19 protein-coding genes are annotated in these 17,130 nt (G+C 69.4%); 13 read left to right on the top strand and 6 right to left on the bottom strand.

Annotation, left to right across the window (positions count from 1 at the left end; translation table 11 throughout):
* Positions 1-72: 72 nt before the first annotated feature.
* From ACFWBW_RS03260 to ACFWBW_RS03250, 3 genes are all read left to right on the top strand, one after another.
* Positions 73-744, top strand: a complete 672-nt coding sequence (locus tag ACFWBW_RS03260) for a DUF998 domain-containing protein (protein ID WP_385367858.1) — start codon at positions 73-75, stop codon at positions 742-744.
* A gap of 50 nt (positions 745-794) precedes the next feature.
* Positions 795-1,412, top strand: coding sequence for a TetR/AcrR family transcriptional regulator (locus ACFWBW_RS03255; protein WP_385367856.1), 618 nt, complete (start codon positions 795-797; stop codon positions 1,410-1,412).
* Between the two features lie 201 nt (positions 1,413-1,613).
* A complete protein-coding gene (locus ACFWBW_RS03250; RefSeq protein WP_385367854.1) occupies positions 1,614-2,300 on the top strand; it encodes a TetR/AcrR family transcriptional regulator in 687 nt (228 codons plus the stop codon).
* 10 nt (positions 2,301-2,310) lie between these two features.
* On the opposite strand, the gene ACFWBW_RS03245 is transcribed toward ACFWBW_RS03250, so the two are convergent.
* Both ACFWBW_RS03245 and ACFWBW_RS03240 read right to left on the bottom strand, forming a co-directional pair.
* A complete protein-coding gene (locus ACFWBW_RS03245; protein WP_385367853.1) occupies positions 2,311-2,742 on the bottom strand; it encodes an ester cyclase in 432 nt (143 codons plus the stop codon).
* 237 nt (positions 2,743-2,979) lie between these two features.
* Positions 2,980-3,519 (bottom strand): MarR family winged helix-turn-helix transcriptional regulator, encoded by a 540-nt coding sequence (locus ACFWBW_RS03240; protein ID WP_385367851.1) that lies wholly within the window; start codon positions 3,517-3,519, stop codon positions 2,980-2,982.
* Between the two features lie 148 nt (positions 3,520-3,667).
* Here ACFWBW_RS03240 and ACFWBW_RS03235 point away from each other — a divergent pair, with 148 nt between their 5' ends.
* From ACFWBW_RS03235 to ACFWBW_RS03220, 4 genes are all read left to right on the top strand, one after another.
* On the top strand, positions 3,668-4,084 hold the full coding sequence (locus ACFWBW_RS03235; RefSeq protein WP_385367849.1) for a hypothetical protein: 417 nt from the start codon (positions 3,668-3,670) through the stop codon (positions 4,082-4,084).
* 198 nt (positions 4,085-4,282) lie between these two features.
* The gene (locus ACFWBW_RS03230; protein WP_385367847.1) at positions 4,283-5,743 is read left to right on the top strand and encodes an MFS transporter; all 1,461 of its coding nucleotides are present in this window, start codon (positions 4,283-4,285) and stop codon (positions 5,741-5,743) included.
* 27 nt (positions 5,744-5,770) lie between these two features.
* Positions 5,771-6,997: an FAD-dependent monooxygenase gene (locus ACFWBW_RS03225; RefSeq protein ID WP_385367845.1), complete on the top strand. Its 1,227-nt coding sequence runs from the start codon at positions 5,771-5,773 to the stop codon at positions 6,995-6,997.
* A 280-nt stretch (positions 6,998-7,277) separates the two neighbouring features.
* The gene (locus tag ACFWBW_RS03220) at positions 7,278-7,460 is read left to right on the top strand and encodes a VOC family protein (protein ID WP_385367843.1); all 183 of its coding nucleotides are present in this window, start codon (positions 7,278-7,280) and stop codon (positions 7,458-7,460) included.
* A 200-nt stretch (positions 7,461-7,660) separates the two neighbouring features.
* Here ACFWBW_RS03220 and ACFWBW_RS03215 read toward each other — a convergent pair whose 3' ends face one another.
* From ACFWBW_RS03215 to ACFWBW_RS03205, 3 genes are all read right to left on the bottom strand, one after another.
* Positions 7,661-7,861 carry a hypothetical protein gene (locus tag ACFWBW_RS03215; protein ID WP_385367841.1) on the bottom strand — a complete coding sequence of 67 codons (201 nt, stop codon included), beginning with the start codon at positions 7,859-7,861 and terminating at the stop codon, positions 7,661-7,663.
* Between the two features lie 298 nt (positions 7,862-8,159).
* Positions 8,160-8,852, bottom strand: a complete 693-nt coding sequence (locus ACFWBW_RS03210) for an alpha/beta fold hydrolase (RefSeq protein WP_385367839.1) — start codon at positions 8,850-8,852, stop codon at positions 8,160-8,162.
* Between the two features lie 226 nt (positions 8,853-9,078).
* Positions 9,079-9,441, bottom strand: a complete 363-nt coding sequence (locus tag ACFWBW_RS03205) for a hypothetical protein (RefSeq protein ID WP_385367837.1) — start codon at positions 9,439-9,441, stop codon at positions 9,079-9,081.
* A 933-nt stretch (positions 9,442-10,374) separates the two neighbouring features.
* On the opposite strand from ACFWBW_RS03205, the gene ACFWBW_RS03200 reads away from it, so the two are divergent.
* A complete protein-coding gene (locus ACFWBW_RS03200; protein ID WP_385367835.1) occupies positions 10,375-11,439 on the top strand; it encodes an aldo/keto reductase in 1,065 nt (354 codons plus the stop codon).
* On the opposite strand, the gene ACFWBW_RS03195 is transcribed toward ACFWBW_RS03200, so the two are convergent.
* The gene (locus ACFWBW_RS03195; RefSeq protein ID WP_385367833.1) at positions 11,416-12,258 is read right to left on the bottom strand and encodes a helix-turn-helix domain-containing protein; all 843 of its coding nucleotides are present in this window, start codon (positions 12,256-12,258) and stop codon (positions 11,416-11,418) included. The two genes, ACFWBW_RS03200 and ACFWBW_RS03195, sit on opposite strands and share 24 nt — an antisense overlap.
* 144 nt (positions 12,259-12,402) lie before the next feature.
* Between ACFWBW_RS03195 and ACFWBW_RS03190 the strand changes: the two genes are divergently transcribed.
* The 5 genes from ACFWBW_RS03190 to ACFWBW_RS03170 all read left to right on the top strand — a co-directional run bounded on the left by ACFWBW_RS03190 (position 12,403) and on the right by ACFWBW_RS03170 (position 17,032).
* Positions 12,403-13,143 carry an SDR family oxidoreductase gene (locus tag ACFWBW_RS03190; RefSeq protein WP_385367831.1) on the top strand — a complete coding sequence of 247 codons (741 nt, stop codon included), beginning with the start codon at positions 12,403-12,405 and terminating at the stop codon, positions 13,141-13,143.
* 48 nt (positions 13,144-13,191) lie between these two features.
* Positions 13,192-13,350: a hypothetical protein gene (locus ACFWBW_RS03185; protein WP_385367829.1), complete on the top strand. Its 159-nt coding sequence runs from the start codon at positions 13,192-13,194 to the stop codon at positions 13,348-13,350.
* Between the two features lie 375 nt (positions 13,351-13,725).
* Entirely contained in the window at positions 13,726-15,222 is a 1,497-nt protein-coding gene (locus ACFWBW_RS03180; RefSeq protein ID WP_385367827.1) for an FAD-dependent monooxygenase, read from the top strand.
* A gap of 26 nt (positions 15,223-15,248) precedes the next feature.
* Entirely contained in the window at positions 15,249-16,520 is a 1,272-nt protein-coding gene (locus tag ACFWBW_RS03175; RefSeq protein ID WP_385367825.1) for an amidohydrolase family protein, read from the top strand.
* A 2-nt stretch (positions 16,521-16,522) separates the two neighbouring features.
* The gene (locus ACFWBW_RS03170; protein ID WP_385367823.1) at positions 16,523-17,032 is read left to right on the top strand and encodes a VOC family protein; all 510 of its coding nucleotides are present in this window, start codon (positions 16,523-16,525) and stop codon (positions 17,030-17,032) included.
* Positions 17,033-17,130: the final 98 nt, after the last annotated feature.

The following is a 17,130-nucleotide window of genomic DNA, read 5'->3' as shown; positions in this document are numbered from 1 at the left end:
CACCACTAAGTGGATGAGAGTATCCACTTACTGGTAGGGTGACGACCTGCTCAGATCCTGAGAGGAATCCCCATGTCGCGCAGAGTCCGGCTCCTGCTGGGAGCGGTCATCCTCGTGGTGAACGCGTTGCAATGGGTGATCATCGAGGCGGTCGCCTCGGCAGCCTGGACCGCGCCCCCGTACAGCTACGCCGCGAACTACATCAGCGACCTCGGCGTGCCGGAGTGCGGCACGCAGTTCCAGGGCCGCGACATCTGCTCGCCCCTGCACGCGGCGATGAACGCGTCGTTCATGCTCGAAGGAATCCTCTTCGCGACCGGCGTCCTCCTACTGGCCCACTTGGCCACCGGACGTATCCGCCGTGTCGTCATCGCGCTGGCGATCACTCATGGTGTGGGGATGGTGCTGGTAGGGCTGTTCCACGGCTCCCCCGACGGCCCCAGCCTCGGTCTCGTCATCCACGCCACGGCTGCCGGGATCGGCATTCTGTGCGCGAACACCCTGGTGATCATGGCCGGTGCGCTGCGGAGCCTCGGCCTGCCCGCCGCGTATCGGGTATTCAGCATCGCGGTCGGCTCCCTGGGCCTGCTGAGCGAGGCCTTCGTGGGCCTGTCTCCGAGCACGGCCGGGGTCTTCGAACGCGGCGGCGTCTACTCCTGGCTGCTGTGGAGCGTCGTGACGGGCACACTCCTCCTGGTCAAAGACCGGCGCAACCACACGGTGGTGGAGAATGTCGTGGCATGAGCCGGGACAGCCAACGCCCACTGCGAGCGGATGCGGAACGAAATCGTCGAGTGATCATCGATACAGCCGACCGCATGTTCGCGCAGCGGGGCACCACCGTCACCCTCAACGAGATCGCGGCCGAGGCCGGTGTCGGGGTCGCGACGGTCTACCGGCGGTTCCCGGACCTGCAGTCACTGATCGACGACCTCTTTACCGAGCGGTTCACGATCTTCCTGCGGCTGGCAGCGGAGGCCGCTCGGGAACCGACACCGGGTGGAGCGCTGTACCGCTACCTCCTCGACGCGGCGCAGCTCCGGGCCGTGGACCGCGCACTGGAGATCATCCTCGCCCACGCGAGCATCGACGTCCCATCGATCGCCCGGATGCGCGAGGAACTCGCCCTTCTCGTGGACGGCATCGTCGAACGGGCGGTCACGGCCGGCGCGGTCCGCGCGGACTTCGCCAGCCCCGACGTGTACGCCTTCCTCTACATGATCGGTGCCGTCGCCGACCGCACCCACGAGATCGCGCCCGACGCCTGGCGCCGCTACGTCGACGTCCTACTGACGGGCTTCGGGCTGGAGCAGCCCACGGGAACACGCACGTCCGCCATGACCGAAGACGAGCTGCGGCACACCTGGCCGAAGCCTCCGGCTCCGCAGCCGGACAGCACCGAGCACCCGTAACCGGACTCTGGATCGCGGTGGCTGAAGGGACCGCGATCGTCGCCTGCCATCCGCCGGGGGGCTCTGGGTGAGGTGGAGCGTGCCCTGATGGAGACGAGCCTGCTGTTCGACGAGGGCGGGGCCGAAGCCCGATCCGGTGGCACGCGTAGAGCCCGACTGCGGCAAAGGCCGGGTCGTGATCAGCACGGTTACCATGTGGCCATGACCCAGGGTTTCCGGATCGGCGCTCGGGAGGACGGCGACCGGCCGCTGAGGCGAGATGCCGCCCTCAACCGGGAACGCATTCTGCGCGCCGCGCGCGAGGTCTTCGGGCAGCGCGGACTGGGGGTCACCCTCGACGACATAGCCCACCACGCCGGTGTCGGCGTCGGCACGGTCTACCGCCGCTTCCCCACGAAGGAAGCGCTCGTACGCGCCCTGTTCGAGCAGGACCTCGCCATCCGCCAGGCATCCGCGGAGAGGGCCCTGGCCCATCCGGATCCTTGGGAGGGCTTGGTCGGCTTCCTGGTCGAGATGTCGGCCGACCTCGCGGAGAACCGCGGCCTCCACGAAGTGGTCATGCTGGGCAGCCACAGCTCGGGCCCCATCGAATCCGCACGTCAGGGCATGCTGCCGCTCCTCGAGTCCTTGATCAGCCGGGCCCAGGACAGCGGGCAGCTCCGCACGGAGATCACTCCCTCCGACATCCCCGTCATCCAGCACATGCTCAGCGCGGCCTCCCAGTTCGCACAGGGCGCGCAGCCGGATATCTGGCGCCGTTACCTCGAGATCCTCCTGAACGGCCTCAAGCGGCGCCCCGACAACGCCCCCCTGAGCACACCGAGTCTGGGCAACCCGACCGTCGAGCACCTGATGGGGCTCACCAGGCCCGTGCCGCCGCAGGCATAGGGGGCCGGCGTCAGTGGGCGGGGGCGGGTGAGATCTGCTGCATGAGGCTGAGCAGGTCCGGAGCGACCCATTCCTCGGCGATCCGGTCCCCCTCGAAGCGGTAGACCTCGACGCTGCGGTAGCTGACCTGGCGGCCGGTCGCCTCGAACTGCTGGAACGCACCCTGGTGCGTGGCCTGGAAGTTGACCAGCACCGTCACCTTGTCGCCGACGCCGAACATGTCCTGGACGTCGATCTTCAGATCGGGGAAGGCGTCCTTCATCATCAGAGTGCCCATCCGCCAGATCTCCCGGCCGTGCAGCGGGTCCGGGCATCCGGGGACGTTGGCGATGAAGTCCTCGCTCAGCAGTTGCTCGGCCGCATCGATGTCGCCGCTCTCCACCAGCTGGTACGCGGTGCGCAGCAGGGCCATGTTCTTCTCGACAGCGGTGGTCGTGGTCATCTGAGAGTCCTCTCGGGTGGCCGTCCCGCGAGCTCGGTTCGCCCCGGGCCGGATGCCACCTAGTACAAACCGTGACGTCGCGGCAAGGTCAAACCCACCTCGGGCGGCTCCTCGCACCCCTGGCCGACGGCGCCCTGCGCATCCGGCAGGCTGCCCACGTCAACGTCCACGTACCGCTCAACCAGATCGCCTCCGTACTGCGCGAGAAGACACGGTTCACGCATGCGGTGGCCCGGGTCACCGGCTCCCGGTGGCTCCGGTCCGGCGGGGGCCGGGGGCCTGGCGGCCGCCGCTGCGGGCGGGGCCGGGTGCGGGCATCGCGCGCAGGCGCTGGACGTGCTGCTGCTGGATGCCCTGGCTGAAGGTGAGGAAGTCGGCGACGAGTGCAAGCTGTTCGGCGGTGTAGCGCTCCATGACCTGCTGGGTGGAGTCCTCGATGAACGGGGCGATCAGGGCGTACGTCCGTTCGGAGGCTTCGGGGGTAACGCGTACCAGGGTGCGGCGCCGGTCGGTGGGGTGCGGGCTGCGGGTGAGGTAGCCGGCCTTCTCCAGCCGGTCGAGCATGGTGGTCACGCTGCCGGTGGTCAGCCCGAGCTGTGCGCTGAGCGTGCTGGGAGCGGTCTCCTCGGTAGACATGAGGATCTCCATGCACCGCAGATCGGTCTCGTTGACGCCCAGCAGACGGGCCGTCTCGCGGTCGTAGTCATCGACCGCCGACTGATAGTCCTGGACGGCCTTACCCAGCTTCGCCCCGACCTCATCCCGTTCGCTTGACATTCAAGCCATCTCCGCTCATGGTGGATATTAGTTGCTCGACATCCAAGATACCTGAGATTCGAGGCAATACGGGAGGCGCACCAGCGCCCGGGCCGGCACTTCACTCCCACCCCGCTCACACCCCCACACCCCGGAGAAGAGCACCGCCATGTCTGAAATCACCTTCACCGCCGACGAGCAGCTCATCCTGCAGACCGCCGCCCACGGCGTGGTCAGCCTGATGGCCGCCGCGGACCCCGGCGTCATCTCCTCCACCCGTTCCGGCATGGCCGGCGGCAAGGCCCTGTCCTCCGCGACCGGCGCCGTCGGCCGGGTCCTGGCGGAGCGCCCGAAGGGAATGGAGCTCGGCGGCAAGTCCACCGCCGATGTCGCGGACCGGGTGTTCACCGCCCTGAGCGCCTCGGTCGTGCTGCTCAAGGCCAAGGCCCCGCAGGAGGTCGACACCTTCCGCGACACCATCGCCGTCGTGATGGACGCCGCCTCCCGTGCCCACCGGGGCGAGGCCGGTCCCGCCGAAGCGTCCATGATCCGCAAGATCACCGCGACCCTCGACACCGCCGCCTGACACGGAGCGCCACCCGGTGCGAGGCCGTACCGCTCTCGCACCTGAAGCAGGAACCGCCGGGCGGAGCGGACCGTACAGGTCCGCCTTCCCGCCCCGCTCGCGCCCGGAGGGACCGCATCCCCGGGCCCCGCCGCACGGCACACACCGCACACCCGCGCTCCGCGCCTTCGGCCGCGAGCCCTCCCAACGGAGATCACCATGGTCACCGCCGCCCCGCCCGATGACGCGACCGGGTTCGTACCGGCCGCCACCGGTCGCCGTCGCTCGATAGCCCTGTTCGTCGTCCTCCTGGCGATGTTCATGGACCTGCTCGACACCACGATCATCAACGTCGCACTGCCCTCCATCCACCAGGACCTCGGCGGCACCTACGCCGCCGTGCAGTGGATCGCCGCCGGCTACACCCTGGCCTTCGCCCTCGCCCTGATCACCGGCAGCCGTCTCGGTGACATCTTCGGCAGGCGCCGCCTCTTCCTCACCGGCGCCGCCGGCTTCACGATCGCCTCCGCGCTGTGCGGGATCTCCCAGGAGCCCTGGCAGCTGATCGCCGCCCGCGCCGTGCAGGGCGTGATGGCCGCGCTGATGATCCCGCAGGTCCTGGCGATCATCCAGACCATGTACGCGCCCAAGGACCGCGGCAAGGCGATCGGCATGTTCGGCGCACTCGCCGGCCTGGCCACCGTCGGCGGCCCCATCCTCGGCGCCGTGCTTACCAGCGGCGACATCGCCGGCCTCGGCTGGCGCTCCATCTTCCTGGTCAACGTGCCCGTCGGCGTCATCGCCATCGCGCTCGCGCTCAAGCACCTGCCCGAGTCCAGGGCCCCTCACGGGACCCGCCTGGACATCCCCGGCGTGCTCCTGTCCTCCCTCGCTCTGCTCATGCTGATCTACCCGCTGATCAAGGGCCAGGATCTGGGCTGGCCCGCCTGGACCTTCGTTTCCATGGCCGGCTCGCTGCTCGTTCTCGCCGCGTTCACCGCCCACCAGAAGCGCCGTACCCGTACGACCGGATCCCCGCTCATCGAGCTCAGCCTGTTCCGCTACAAGTCCTTCTCCGGCGGCCTGCTGGTCAACCTCCTCTTCATGGGCGGCGTCGTCGGCTACTTCCTGGTCTTCACCCTCTACCTGCAGACCGGACTCGGCTTCTCCGTCATGCGCTCGGGCCTGACCAACCTGCCCTGGGGCCTCATGGTCCCCGTCTTCGCCGGCGTCTCCGCCGGACTGCTCGCACCCAAACTGGGCCGCCCGGTCCTCCAGATCGGACTGACCCTCGACATCATCGCGATGCTCACCCTGATGTGGACGACCAACTCCGGCGACGTGACCAGCGTCAAGCTCATCCCGGCCCTGCTCATCGGCGGCATCGGCATGGGCCTGGTGGTCGCCCCACTCCTTGACTTCACGCTCGCCGACGTCCCCGTGGCCGACGCGGGCTCCGCCTCCGGCCTCTACAACACCATCCAGCAGGTCGGCAGTGCCATCGGCATCGCCGGACTCTGCGCCTTCTTCTTCAGCCGCACCGGTCACCACCTCCCCGGCCCTGCCACCTACAACCCCGCCCTCCAGCACACCCTGTGGCTACCCGTCGCCGCCTTCACCGCCGCACTCGCCGCCACCTTCTTGATGCCCAAGCGCGCCGCCCACCACGACGCCACATAACGAAAATCGACGAGAGGGACACTCACCATGAAGGCACTGATCATCGGTAGCGGCATAGCCGGACCCGCCACCGCCATGGCACTGCAGAAAGCCGGCATCGACTCGGTCGTCTACGAGGCCCACCCCGGCGGCGCCGACAACGTCGGCGTCTTCCTGACCCTGGGCTCGAACGGCATCGATGCCCTGCGCACCATCGACGCCGACGCCCCGGCCATCGCCGCCGGCTTCGCCACCCCGGCGATGGACATGGTCTCCACCACCGGAAAGGCACTCGGCCAGGTCCGCACCAGCCGCCCGGACGGGGACATCACCAGCCGGACCCTCAAGCGCGCCGACCTCTACCGTGCGATCCGCGACGAGGCACTGCGCCGCGGCATCCGTATCGAGCACGACAAGCGCCTGGTCGACGCGCAGGACACCGGAGACGGCGTCCGCGCAGTCTTCGCCGACGGAAGCGAGGAGCACGGCGACCTGCTCATCGGCTGCGACGGAATCCACTCCACGGTCCGGGGCCTGATCGATCCCTCGGCCCCCGCACCCTCGTACTCCGGGCTCATCGGCCTCGGCGGCTACACCCGCGGAGTGCCCGTGGACACGCAGACGGGCAGCTACCAGATGATGTTCGGCAAGCACGCCTTCTTCGGCTACGTGCCCGCCCCCGACGGCGAGGTCTGGTGGTTCGCCAACCTGCCCCGCCCCACCGAGCCCGCCCCCGGCGAGCTGGAGAACATCAGCTCCGGGCAGTGGCGCCGCCTACTCACCGACCTCTTTGCCGACGACACCGGACCCGCCGCCGCGCTGATCCGCGCCAGTCGGGAGATCACCCCGGCCGGCCCCATGCACGCCCTCCTCACCCTCCCCGCCTGGCACCGCGGCCGGATGATCGCCATCGGCGATGCCGCACACGCCCCCTCACCGACATCGGGGCAAGGCGCCTCGCTGTCCATCGAGGATGCCGTCGAGCTGGCCAAGGCGCTGCGCGACCAGCCCACGATCGAGGATGCCTTCACCACGTACGAGGCACTGCGCCGCCCGCGCGTCGAACGGATCGTGAAGCAGGCGGCCCGCATCAACAACAACAAAGCCGCGGGCCCGGCCGGCCGGATCATCCGCGACCTGCTGATGCCCCTGGTCCTGCCACGCCTGGCCAACGGCGAGCAGAGCCGCCAGACCTACGGCCACCACATCGACTGGGACACCGCGTCGGCCACGACCGCAACCGTGCCTCGTCCTAGCAGGCGAACACGCCTTTGAAGTCGGCATAGTTTCCTTCCACGCGACGCCAACGTCTCCCCACCGCCTGCACCAACTTGCCGAAGCGGACGGACCTGGTTCAAGCCGTCGGCGGCTCCGAGCAAGGCCTCGAGCACGCCCTGTCGCTCGTTCAGCGCATCGAACGCGGAAGTGCGAGGCAAAGAGGTCAACCGCCTCCGCCCAGTGGAATCGGTCAGCACCACCCCCGGACTTCGGGCGATGCGACGTACAGCTGCCGAACACATCGCGGCCCGGCCGCTCGTCCCGGGGGTTCCAGCGCGTGCCCGAGGAGAAACCGGGCAAGAACCGTGTCCACATCGACTTCGACTCTCCGGACCGCAGGGGCGAGGTCGACCGGCTCGTGAAGATGGGGGCAAAGGTCGTCGGCGAGCGCACTGCGCCGGGCTTTGAGTGGACCACCCTGCAGGACCCTGACGGCAACGAGTTCTGCGTCTCCGGCTGAACCGTCCTGGGTGGGTTGTGGCGCCTCTCAACTTCCTGCCGGCCCTCTCCCTCGGCACCATCGCCGACGGACTCGTGTAGGAGGCGCGGCCGTGGTCCTTGAGGCCGCTGCCGGAAGCGTGACCTTGACCTCGAACCCGACGCCCGAAGCGCCGGGTTCGAGGCTTTCACCCGCCGTTTCCACGAGGTCCTGGTACATGCTCAGGGTAGGCCGTGAACCGTGCGGGCCCTGTGCGTCCCCGGCGCGATGTCCCCGGCTCCGCCCGTCAGACGGATCTCCACGACGCCGGGCGGCCGGGCCTCGGCCGTCAGCCACCCGCTCCGGTCCGGCGGGCTGTGCCGCTGGGCCCCGGCCGCCAAAGCGGCGAGCACGCAGGTGAGGACGGCCGCGTCGGTGATCACGTAGGGCCTACTTACCGTAACGGAGCTCCGACCGCGGCCTCACGCCGACCATTCGCAGCGGACCCCGCGGTCCGGAGTCAAGGGCCGGGACGCCTTCATCCAGAAGAGACTTCAGACAGAAGACGGCAGTGAGTCCAACTACCGTGGAATCCGGACGGGGGCGCACCAGTCGGAGACCCCCTGCCCTTGGTGGGTGACGGCCCCGAACCGTAACCCGCTCACGTGGCCCCGGCAGCTAGCCGGGGCCATATGGCAGTGTCCACTCAACCCACGCGGCCGCGGACGAATGGCGTCGGGTTCAGCTGCGCGCCGCCTCCCGGATCAGGTCGGCGACGGAGTCCGGCTGTGAGAGGTAGACCGCGTGACTGGCGGCAACCTCGACGGTCCGAGCACCGATCCGCTCGGACATCGCGTGCTGGGCCGGGGGCGGGATCATGCGGTCGTCGGTCGCGATCAGGTACCAGGACCGCTTGGTGCGCCAAGCGGGCTGAGATATGGCGCCGCCCAGGGCGTCGACGCCCCAGGGGACCTGCGAGTCCGCCATGAACTCGGCCTGGGCGCGCGGCAGGTCACCGGCGAACGAGTCGGCGAACTTGTCGCGGTCCAGGAACAGGAAGCCCTGGTCGGGCGGCAGGATCGGCGGGACCGGAGCCTTGGGGGGCGGGTCGGCGATCAAGCTGCTCACCGACTCGCCCTTATCGGGGGCGAAAGCGGCGATGTAGACGAGCGCGTTCACCTTCGGGTGGTTACCGGCCTCGGTGATCACGACGCCACCGTAGGAGTGACCAACCAGGGTCACCGGTCCCGGAAGGCGGTCGATCACCTGCTGGGTAGCGGCCACGTCACCTTCGAGGGAGAGCGTGGGGTTCTGCACGACGGCCACGTCGTAGCCGTCGGCCTTGAGGGCGTCATAGACGCCCTGCCAGCCGGAGCCGTCCACGAAGCCACCGTGGACGAGCACGATGTTCCCGGCATGTGTGTCGTCGGTCATCTTTCCTCCGGTGCTCTGCAGGCCCGGTCTGCCCGGGCCGTGGGGCGAAAGGTGCGAGTGCGGCCAATTTCGCCGCTTCCGTCATTTGACGTGGTTCCTGGCGCCGGATACCCACGGCACCACCGCTGCTCCAGGCACATCAGCGCGTCGCGTAGCCCTCCCGGCGGGGCCTCATCCGGGGTCTGCCCCACGACCGGAGTCAAAACCCTGAGCAGATGACTTTCGGTCAGCAGGGCCGATAGGACGAGATCTTGTTGTCGATCCACGAAGGGATCGTGGCCCACCACTCGCCGGGGCCGATCCTGAACTCGAGACCGCCGTAGTTCTTGTGCTCGTAGAAGCACATCGAGAGGTTCGTACTGTTGCCTATGGAGGACGTGGTGTCCTTCGCCGGCCCCGTGAGCTCCGCGATCTGCACCGGCGCGCCGCCGGGGTACACCGGGATCGAGTAGTTGGGGTTGGCGTAGATGAAGACACCGCCGAGCGCGGCAGCCGAAGTGGCCGTCGCCACCACGCCTGCCGTTGCGGCGAGCGCGCCTAAGACGCCGGCCACGGCCAGGCGCTGGTTGGTCTTCCCCAGGAACGACATGGACTCTTCCTTCTCTTCAAGGAGGAACCCGACCCCGTGGAGCGACTCGAGTCGGGCCGGATGAGGGCCGCACTGTGACGCTACGCAAGAGCTTGCTGCAAACACTGAAAGGGTTTCATGAGAGTGAGGGGCAGGCAACTCCCTTGCACTGACGAATAGTTCATGGGAGTTGTCTGCGACTCAACGGCCTGACGGCGTGATCGTCGACGCCGACAGCAGCCTCCCGCATGGATGCCGGCTCCACCCGAAGACGCTGGGCCGTCCCGGCTCGCCGCGGCGACCCACGGAAATCGACTCCCTCCACCACGACCTCTACTCGCCCTCCAAGGAGGAATCCGCTGCTGACCCGCACAACTTCCTCCTGATCCTCCAGCGCACGGACGGGGCGGCTCACGACGACACCCGCGCCAGCGTGCTCGGCATGCTGCACACACGCATCACGCTTCCGCAGCCTCGAAAGCGAACTGCGCACCCCCGACGGCACGGCCCCGAACCGCCACCTCCGGGACGCCCTGCACACGGTCATGCGCGGCCCCTACAACTGGGCGCCCGTCTGCCTTCCTGGACGCCTACCGCCTCGGCATCTACGCGGAGAACCCCGTCCTGAGGGTGAAACCTCCGCAGTACGACCCCAAGCGCGGTCATCCCCTCCCCCGCCCAGCTCCGCCGCATTCTCACAGTCGGCGACGACCGGTTCCTCCTCATCGGCGGTTGCGATCATGTCATCGCGTCAGGGGTCAGGCTGCCGGGAATGCAACCCGGCTTCCGTGATTGCCTCCGGAGTGAGCGAGGGCGCGGCGGTGGGTCGGGGGCCTGTTCCCAGGAGTGCCCTACCCCCTCTGGTACGGCCTTCCACGGGCGCGGTGCGGGGGCGAGTCTCCTGGTGAGGATCGTCGACCGGGCCGGTCGACAAGACGAGGAGGTGGCACGGTCATGGCGTTGTTGGGTTCGTACGTCACGCTCGGCCGTTCGGGGCTGCGGGTGAGTCCGCTAGCGCTGGGCGCGATGACGTTCGACGACGGGAGCTGGGGCTCGGCGCAGGAGGAGTCCTTCGCGATCATCGACCGCTATCTGGAGGAGGGCGGGAACTTCATCGACACCGCGAACCAGTACAACGGCGGGGCGTCGGAGGAGACGCTCGGCTCGTACTTCGCGGGGCGGCCCGGGGTCCGCGACCGCGTGGTGCTGGCCACCAAGTTCGGCGGCACCATGGACCCTCCCGATCCGAACGCGGGCGGTGCCGGGCGCAAGGCCGTACTCGCGCAACTGGACGCGTCGCTGCGGCGTCTGGGCACCGACTACGTGGACGTGTACTGGATGCACATGTGGGACCGGCACACTCCCCTGGAGGAGACGCTGTCGACCCTGAACGACCTGGTCCGCGCGGGCAAGGTCCGTGCCATCGGGCTGTCGAACACGCCCGCCTGGTGGGTGGCCCAGGCCGCGACGACCGCCCGGCTGCGGGGCTGGGAAGCCGTGGCCGCGCTCCAGGTGGAGTACTCGCTGCTGGCCCGTACGGCGGAGGGCGAACAGTTCGGAGCCGCCCGCGCGTTCGGGCTGGGCATCACCCCCTGGAGCCCGCTCGCCTCCGGAGTCCTGTCGGGGAAGTACTCCCGCACCCGCACCACCGACCCGGGCTCCGGGCGCGCCGGCTACGCGGCCCCGCTGCTGACCGAGGACACGTTCGTGCTCCTGGACGTGCTGGAACGCATCGCACAGGACCTGGGTACGACGGTCGCGGCCGTCGCCCTGGCCTGGGTGCGCCAGCAGGACCCCGTCACCTCGGTGCTGGTCGGAGCTCGGACCCTCGACCAGTTGGAGAACAACCTTGCATCGGCGGCCGTGACCCTGGACCCTTCCCAACTCGCCGAGTTGAGCGCACTGACCACGCCGGAACTCAACTATCCACACCCGTTCACCGAAGGGGTCGGGATCGGCTTCCTGCAAGGTGACGCCACGGTCAACGGCGTCACGTCAGTGGCGTTCCGCCGGTCCTGATGCGAGCACCGCCATCGAGGAGCCGAGGAGGGCGAGGACGTCTGCGTCCGCGCTGCCCGGCTCGGCAGTGCCGATCAAGAGGTGCTGACCGGGCGTGCTCTGGACGTCGAAGGACTGGTACGTGAGGGTGAACCGGCCCACCGCGGGGTGGTTGAAGGTCTTGGGCCTGAGGCCGAATGAACTGACGCCGTGACTGCGCCACATCTGCTCGAACTCGTCGCTGCTGCTGCGCAGTTCCCTGATCGTGGCGGTCATCCGGGAATCGTCCGGATGGTGTCCGGCAGCCAGGCGCAGGGCTTCGACCGAGGACTCCGCCACGCTCTGCCAGTCCGCGTAGAGCTCGCGGGCCGCGGGGTCCAGGAAGAGAGAACGCAGAACTTGGCGGCGGTCGGCGAGTGGCGAGAGGAGGGCATCGGCCAGGGCATTGGCCGCGAGCACTTCGAGGCGGCGGTTGATGACGTACGCGACCGCGGTGGGGAAGGACTCCATGAGCTGGAGCAGAGCCGGGTCCACTTCGTCCGACTCGTCGGCGGCCTCGGCCGCCGGCAGGAGGCCGGCGAGGCGGTAGGCGTGCCAGTGGGCGTCGGCGTTCAGGCGCAGTGCCCGGGAGATGGCGTCGATGACCTGGCCGGAGGGGTTGCGTTCGCGCCCCTGCTCGAGCCGCGTGTAGTAGTCGGCGCTGACGCCGGCCAGCACGGCGACTTCCTCGCGCCGGAGTCCCGCGACCCTGCGGTGCCCGTAGGTCGGAAGGCCCACTTCTGCGGGCTTCAGACGGGAGCGCCGCGCTTGCAGGAATTCGCCGAGTTCGTACCCGCTCATGCCTCGATCGTACGCGGCTCGTTCCTGGGAGTGGCGCACCCAGGAAGCTCCGCCCTGCCTGCCCCGGGCAATCACCTCCAGGATCAGAGTCTGGGTGGACGAGCACCCGGTCCGGCGTCCGCCGGCTTCATCGAAGGGGTTCTCATGACCGTCCCGTCCATTTCCGCAGGCAAGGTCGTACTGATCAGCGGGGCGAGCAGCGGTATCGGTGAGGCGACGGCCCGGCGGCTGGCCGCGTCGGGGCACCGGGTGATGCTGGGAGCCCGACGTAGGGACCGTATCGCCGCCCTCGCCGAGGACATCCGCAACAGCGGCGGGCAGGCCGACCACCAGGAACTGGACGTGACCAGCCTGGACAGCATGCGGGCCTTCGTCCAGGCCGCGCACAGCCGGTACGGCCACATCGACGTCCTAGTGAACAACGCCGGCGTGATGCCGCTCTCTCCGCTGGCCGCCCTGAAGGTCGACGAGTGGAACCGCATGATCGACGTGAACGTACGCGGCGTGCTGCACGGCATCGCCTCGGTGCTTCCTCTCATGCGCGCGCAGGGCTCCGGGCACATCGTGAACATCGCCTCCGTCTCGGGGCACCGCGTCGACCCGACCGCCGCCGTCTACAGCGCGACCAAGTTCGCGGTCCGGGCCCTGTCCGAGGGTCTGCGACAGGAGAGCCGAGACCTGCGGGTGACCGTGATCAGCCCTGGACTGACCAGGAGCGAGCTGGCCGAGGGCATCACCGACACGGCGGTGCGCGAGGCCACCCAGGACATGCTGAAGATCGCGATGCCCGCTGACGCCATCGGCGCGGCGATCGACTACGCGATCAGCCAGCCCGTCGAGGTCGACGTCAGCGAGATCGTCGTGCGACCCACCGCCCAGGGCTGAGCCGACTGAGCCGACGGACCACGGAAACACATCGTACGGAGACACGCCATGGTGACGAAACAGCAGGTCGAAGCGTGGGTCGAGGGCTACGTGCGGGCCTGGACCTCCAACAGCCGCAAAGACATCGCAGCCCTCTTCACCCCGGAGGCCGAGTATCACGAGTGGCCGTACGAGACGGACTGGATCGGCCGCGAGGCGATCGTCTAGGGGTGGCGCGGCCGGGCCGGGTGGCAGGAAGGAGGCTGGGAATTCGAGTGGTCCCTCCTCACGATCAACGGAGATACCGCAGCCATCGAAGGCACCGGGCGCTACACGGAGCTCGGGACCTTCTCCAACCTGTGGACCGTCACCTTCGACAGCCACGGAAGGTGCGCGTTGTTCCGCATGTGGAACAACGAGGTCTGACGCCCACCCGCGCCCCAGGTGGCGACTACCACGCCGCGCCACGCCAAACGGAAACGTACGTTTGCATTAAGCCCCCTCCAGTGCTAGCTTCACAGTGAAACGAAAACGCTCGTTTCTCTTTGATGTGGCGGGTCTCCTGCGGATTGCGCGGGGAATCCCGCACGACGAGGAGGCGTCATGCCTGCGTCGCCCATCACCACTCCCACCCCCCTCCCACCGCACACGGACGTTCTGATCGTCGGCGCCGGTCCCGTAGGGCTGACCCTGGCCGCGAGCCTGCGGCAGCTGGGCGTGGACCACGTTCTCATCGACCGAGACACCGGCGTGCAGACCGGCAGCAGAGCGGCAGCGCTCCAGCCCCGCTCCCTCGAATACCTGGACCGGATCGGCGTCGCCGAACACCTCGTCGCGGCCGGTGAGCGGGGGCGTGCGTTCCGCGTCCACGACCGGGAGCACACGCTGCTGCAAGCCCCCTACGGCGATCTGGACACGCCCTACCCATACGTCCTGCTCGCCTCCCAGCAGACGACGGAGGACCACCTGCTCCGACGTCTGGGGAAACTGGGCGGCCAGGTACACCGCGGTCACAGGTTCCTCGGCTTCACGCCCGACTTTCCCGGGGTCACCGCCGTGATCGCCGATCCGGAAGGCTCGTTACGCTCGGTCTCCGCCCGCTACCTGGTGGGCTGCGACGGTCTGCACAGCGCCGTGCGGACAGCTGCCGCGATCGACTTTTCCGGGGAGGCGCCGGAGCAGTTGTTCGCCCTGGCCGACGTCCGCCTGAACGCCGGTGCGAGCGGCCTCGGGGAGGACGACACCACCTTCTTCCTCTCCTCCGCCGGGATGCTGCTCCTCTCTCCGCTCGCCGACGGGCAGCACCGCATCGTGACTCCCGCCGCGCCGGGGGCGGCCGCACCCCGCGCCGTAGACATCGAGCGGCTGATCTCCGAACGCGGTCCGACGGAAGCACAGATCCGGGTGACTGCGGTGATGAACGCCTCCACGTACCGCGTCCAGGAACGGGTCGCCGAGCGGTTCCGGGCCGGTCCGGTCTTCCTAGCCGGGGACGCCGCGCACACCCACAGCCCGGCCGGCGGCCAGGGCATGAACACCGGTATCCAGGACGCCGGGAACCTGGCCTGGAAGCTGCACGCCGTCCTCACCGGTGCGGCCCCCGCCGAGCTGCTGGACAGCTACCACGAAGAGCGGCACCCGGTCGCAGCCGAACTGGTCGCCTTCACCAGCCAGTTCGCCAAGATGGCCACCCTTCGCGACCCGGCCGCCGGGCAGCGCCGCAACGACCTCCTCGCCGCGGCCTCGGCCACGCCGGGGATCGTCGACTGGATCGCCGCCAAGCTCGCCCAGCTCGACATCAGTTACGCACGGGAACCCGACCGCGACTCCCCGCGCGTGGGAGACCGGATCTCGCCCCTGACCGTCCCGCAAGCGGACCTGCGCTGGACGCTGGCCCTGCCCGGCCGGAGCGAACCGATTGACGGGCTGCAGTGGGGCAACCGCCTGTCCGTGTGCCACGTACCGGGACTGCGAACTCCCCTGCTGGTGCGCCCCGACGGCTACCTGGCCGCGCACGGAGTACCGGCCGAACCAGCCGAGGTACTCAGCCAACTGGCCCAGCACCTGCCACTGCCCCTGCCCGTTCCGTCCACCCGATGACCCGGCTGTTCAAAGGAGACAAGGACATGTCGACTTCTGCTTCCGCCCCCACCCTCATCCGCAACGTCGCCGTCTTCGACGGCACCGAGCTCCACGCCCCGCAGGACGCCCTCATCGACGGTCCGGTGATTGTCGCCGTCGGCCCCGCCCTCGGCACGCCGGCCGGGGCAACCGTCGTCGACGGCAGCGGCCGCACCCTGCTGCCCGGACTGATCGATGCCCACACCCACACGAGCGACACCGAACAGCTGCGGCGGGCGCTCCTCTTCGGGATCACCACCGAGCTCGACATGGGCGGTACGCCCGCGGTCGCCCGCGTGGTACGGGAGGCCGCGCGCGAGCGCGATGACCTGGCCGACCTGCGCATCGCGACCACCGGAGCCACCGCACCCGGCGGCCACCCGAGCCAGTTGGCCGAACTCGGCCTGATGGAACCCTTCCCCACGGTCACCGGCCCCGAGGACGCCGACGCCTTCGTCGCGGCACGCGTGGCCGACGGGGCGGACCACCTCAAGATCTTCATCGAGGACGGCTCCGCGATCGGGACACCGATGCCCGTGCTGTCCCCCGAGACGATCCGCGCGTTGGTCCGGGCCGCGCATGAGCGCGGGCTGCGCACCGCCGCCCACACCCTCACCCTCCGGGCAGCCCGCCTGGCGATCGACTGCGGCGTCGACGGCCTCGCCCACGCCCCCGCCGACGGGCCCTCCGACGACGCCCTCGTGGAAGACGCCGCTGCCCGGGGCATGTTCGTCGTCCCTACGCTGACCTCGTTGACCGGTACCACCGACAGCCCGGCCGAGTACGCCCTCATCGACGACCCGCGGTTGCGGCCCTACGCCGACCCGCAGTGGCTCAAGGAGATCGAGCGCATGCGGACCGACGGCCCGGGTGAGGGCGAGGTGCGGGTGGGGCCTGTCTCGGTCGACGCCCGGTACGCGGCCGACGTCGCACTGCGGATGTTCCGGGCCGGGGTGCCGCTGCTGGCCGGGACCGACGGCACGGGCGGCGCGGGCCACCCCACCACGCACGGCATCAGCTACCACGGCGAGCTGGCCCTCCTCGTCGCGGCCGGACTCACTCCGGCCCAGGCCCTCACGGCCGCGACCGCCGCCCCCGCCGACGCTTTCGGCCTGCACGACCGGGGGCGCGTCGCCGCCGGGCTGCGCGCCGACCTCCTGCTGGTCGAGGGCAACCCCCTCACCGACATCACGGCGGTACGGGACATCGCCGGCCTGTGGCGGCGCGGCGTCCCCGTCGACCGCAAGGCCGCGCTCCTCGCAGACGGGCTGGTCTGACCATGAGCACCCTGACGACCACGTCGAAGGCACCGGCCCATCAGGGCCTCCATCACCTCAAGCTGTGCGTCAGCGACCTGGAGCGCAGCGTCCGCTGGTACGGCGCCGTGCTGGGCGCACACCGCGTGAGTGAACTGGACCACCGCCGCCCTGACGGGGGCCTGTTCTCCGTCGCCCTCGACGTCCCCCACCTGCCCTGCCAGTTGGAGCTGCGCCTGGACCCGGCAACGGCCCGTGCCCTGGACGGGAACGAGCTCCTCACCCTGGCCGTCGAGGACCGCGCCGCCGTGGACGAATGGATCGCGTACCTGGACGGCCTGGGGGTCCGTCACTCACCGCCGGTCGTCGCGATGGTGGGGTGGGTGCTGGTCGTACCCGATCCGGACGGGCTGCGCCTGCGGCTCTACACGACCGAGCCGCACGGGCTCGACCGCTCGCGCGTCGAGTACGACTCCCCCTGGCTGAGCACCGGACCCTCCGACGGCGCGGCCACGGAAGGGCCGAACCCCTAGCTGGGCACGGCACGTGCTGGGGAGAAGGAAAGGAAGAGGGGGGGCACAAAAAGAAGGACAAAGGTAGGAGAGGGAAGAAGAAAGAGGGGGGCGAAACA

It is taken from the genome of Streptomyces sp. NPDC059957 (assembly GCF_042730015.1).
GTDB lineage: Bacteria > Actinomycetota > Actinomycetes > Streptomycetales > Streptomycetaceae > Streptomyces.
Note: the sequence above shows the minus strand (reverse complement) of the source record. Positions and strands in the feature narration are given on the sequence as shown.

What these genes read in the sequence shown, in the direction of transcription:
- ACFWBW_RS03185 (WP_385367829.1), top strand. Translation starts at nt 13,192, where the DNA reads ATGGTGACGAAACAGCAGGTCGAAGCGTGGGTCGAGGGCTACGTGCGG.
- ACFWBW_RS03210 (WP_385367839.1), bottom strand. Translation starts at nt 8,852, where the DNA reads ATGACCGACGACACACATGCCGGGAACATCGTGCTCGTCCACGGTGGC.
- ACFWBW_RS03235 (WP_385367849.1), top strand. Translation starts at nt 3,668, where the DNA reads ATGTCTGAAATCACCTTCACCGCCGACGAGCAGCTCATCCTGCAGACC.
- ACFWBW_RS03250 (WP_385367854.1), top strand. Translation starts at nt 1,614, where the DNA reads ATGACCCAGGGTTTCCGGATCGGCGCTCGGGAGGACGGCGACCGGCCG.
- ACFWBW_RS03230 (WP_385367847.1), top strand. Translation starts at nt 4,283, where the DNA reads ATGGTCACCGCCGCCCCGCCCGATGACGCGACCGGGTTCGTACCGGCC.
- ACFWBW_RS03195 (WP_385367833.1), bottom strand. Translation starts at nt 12,258, where the DNA reads ATGAGCGGGTACGAACTCGGCGAATTCCTGCAAGCGCGGCGCTCCCGT.
- ACFWBW_RS03225 (WP_385367845.1), top strand. Translation starts at nt 5,771, where the DNA reads ATGAAGGCACTGATCATCGGTAGCGGCATAGCCGGACCCGCCACCGCC.
- ACFWBW_RS03180 (WP_385367827.1), top strand. Translation starts at nt 13,726, where the DNA reads ATGCCTGCGTCGCCCATCACCACTCCCACCCCCCTCCCACCGCACACG.
- ACFWBW_RS03190 (WP_385367831.1), top strand. Translation starts at nt 12,403, where the DNA reads ATGACCGTCCCGTCCATTTCCGCAGGCAAGGTCGTACTGATCAGCGGG.
- ACFWBW_RS03200 (WP_385367835.1), top strand. Translation starts at nt 10,375, where the DNA reads ATGGCGTTGTTGGGTTCGTACGTCACGCTCGGCCGTTCGGGGCTGCGG.
- ACFWBW_RS03240 (WP_385367851.1), bottom strand. Translation starts at nt 3,519, where the DNA reads ATGTCAAGCGAACGGGATGAGGTCGGGGCGAAGCTGGGTAAGGCCGTC.
- ACFWBW_RS03205 (WP_385367837.1), bottom strand. Translation starts at nt 9,441, where the DNA reads ATGTCGTTCCTGGGGAAGACCAACCAGCGCCTGGCCGTGGCCGGCGTC.
- ACFWBW_RS03245 (WP_385367853.1), bottom strand. Translation starts at nt 2,742, where the DNA reads ATGACCACGACCACCGCTGTCGAGAAGAACATGGCCCTGCTGCGCACC.
- ACFWBW_RS03260 (WP_385367858.1), top strand. Translation starts at nt 73, where the DNA reads ATGTCGCGCAGAGTCCGGCTCCTGCTGGGAGCGGTCATCCTCGTGGTG.
- ACFWBW_RS03175 (WP_385367825.1), top strand. Translation starts at nt 15,249, where the DNA reads ATGTCGACTTCTGCTTCCGCCCCCACCCTCATCCGCAACGTCGCCGTC.
- ACFWBW_RS03170 (WP_385367823.1), top strand. Translation starts at nt 16,523, where the DNA reads ATGAGCACCCTGACGACCACGTCGAAGGCACCGGCCCATCAGGGCCTC.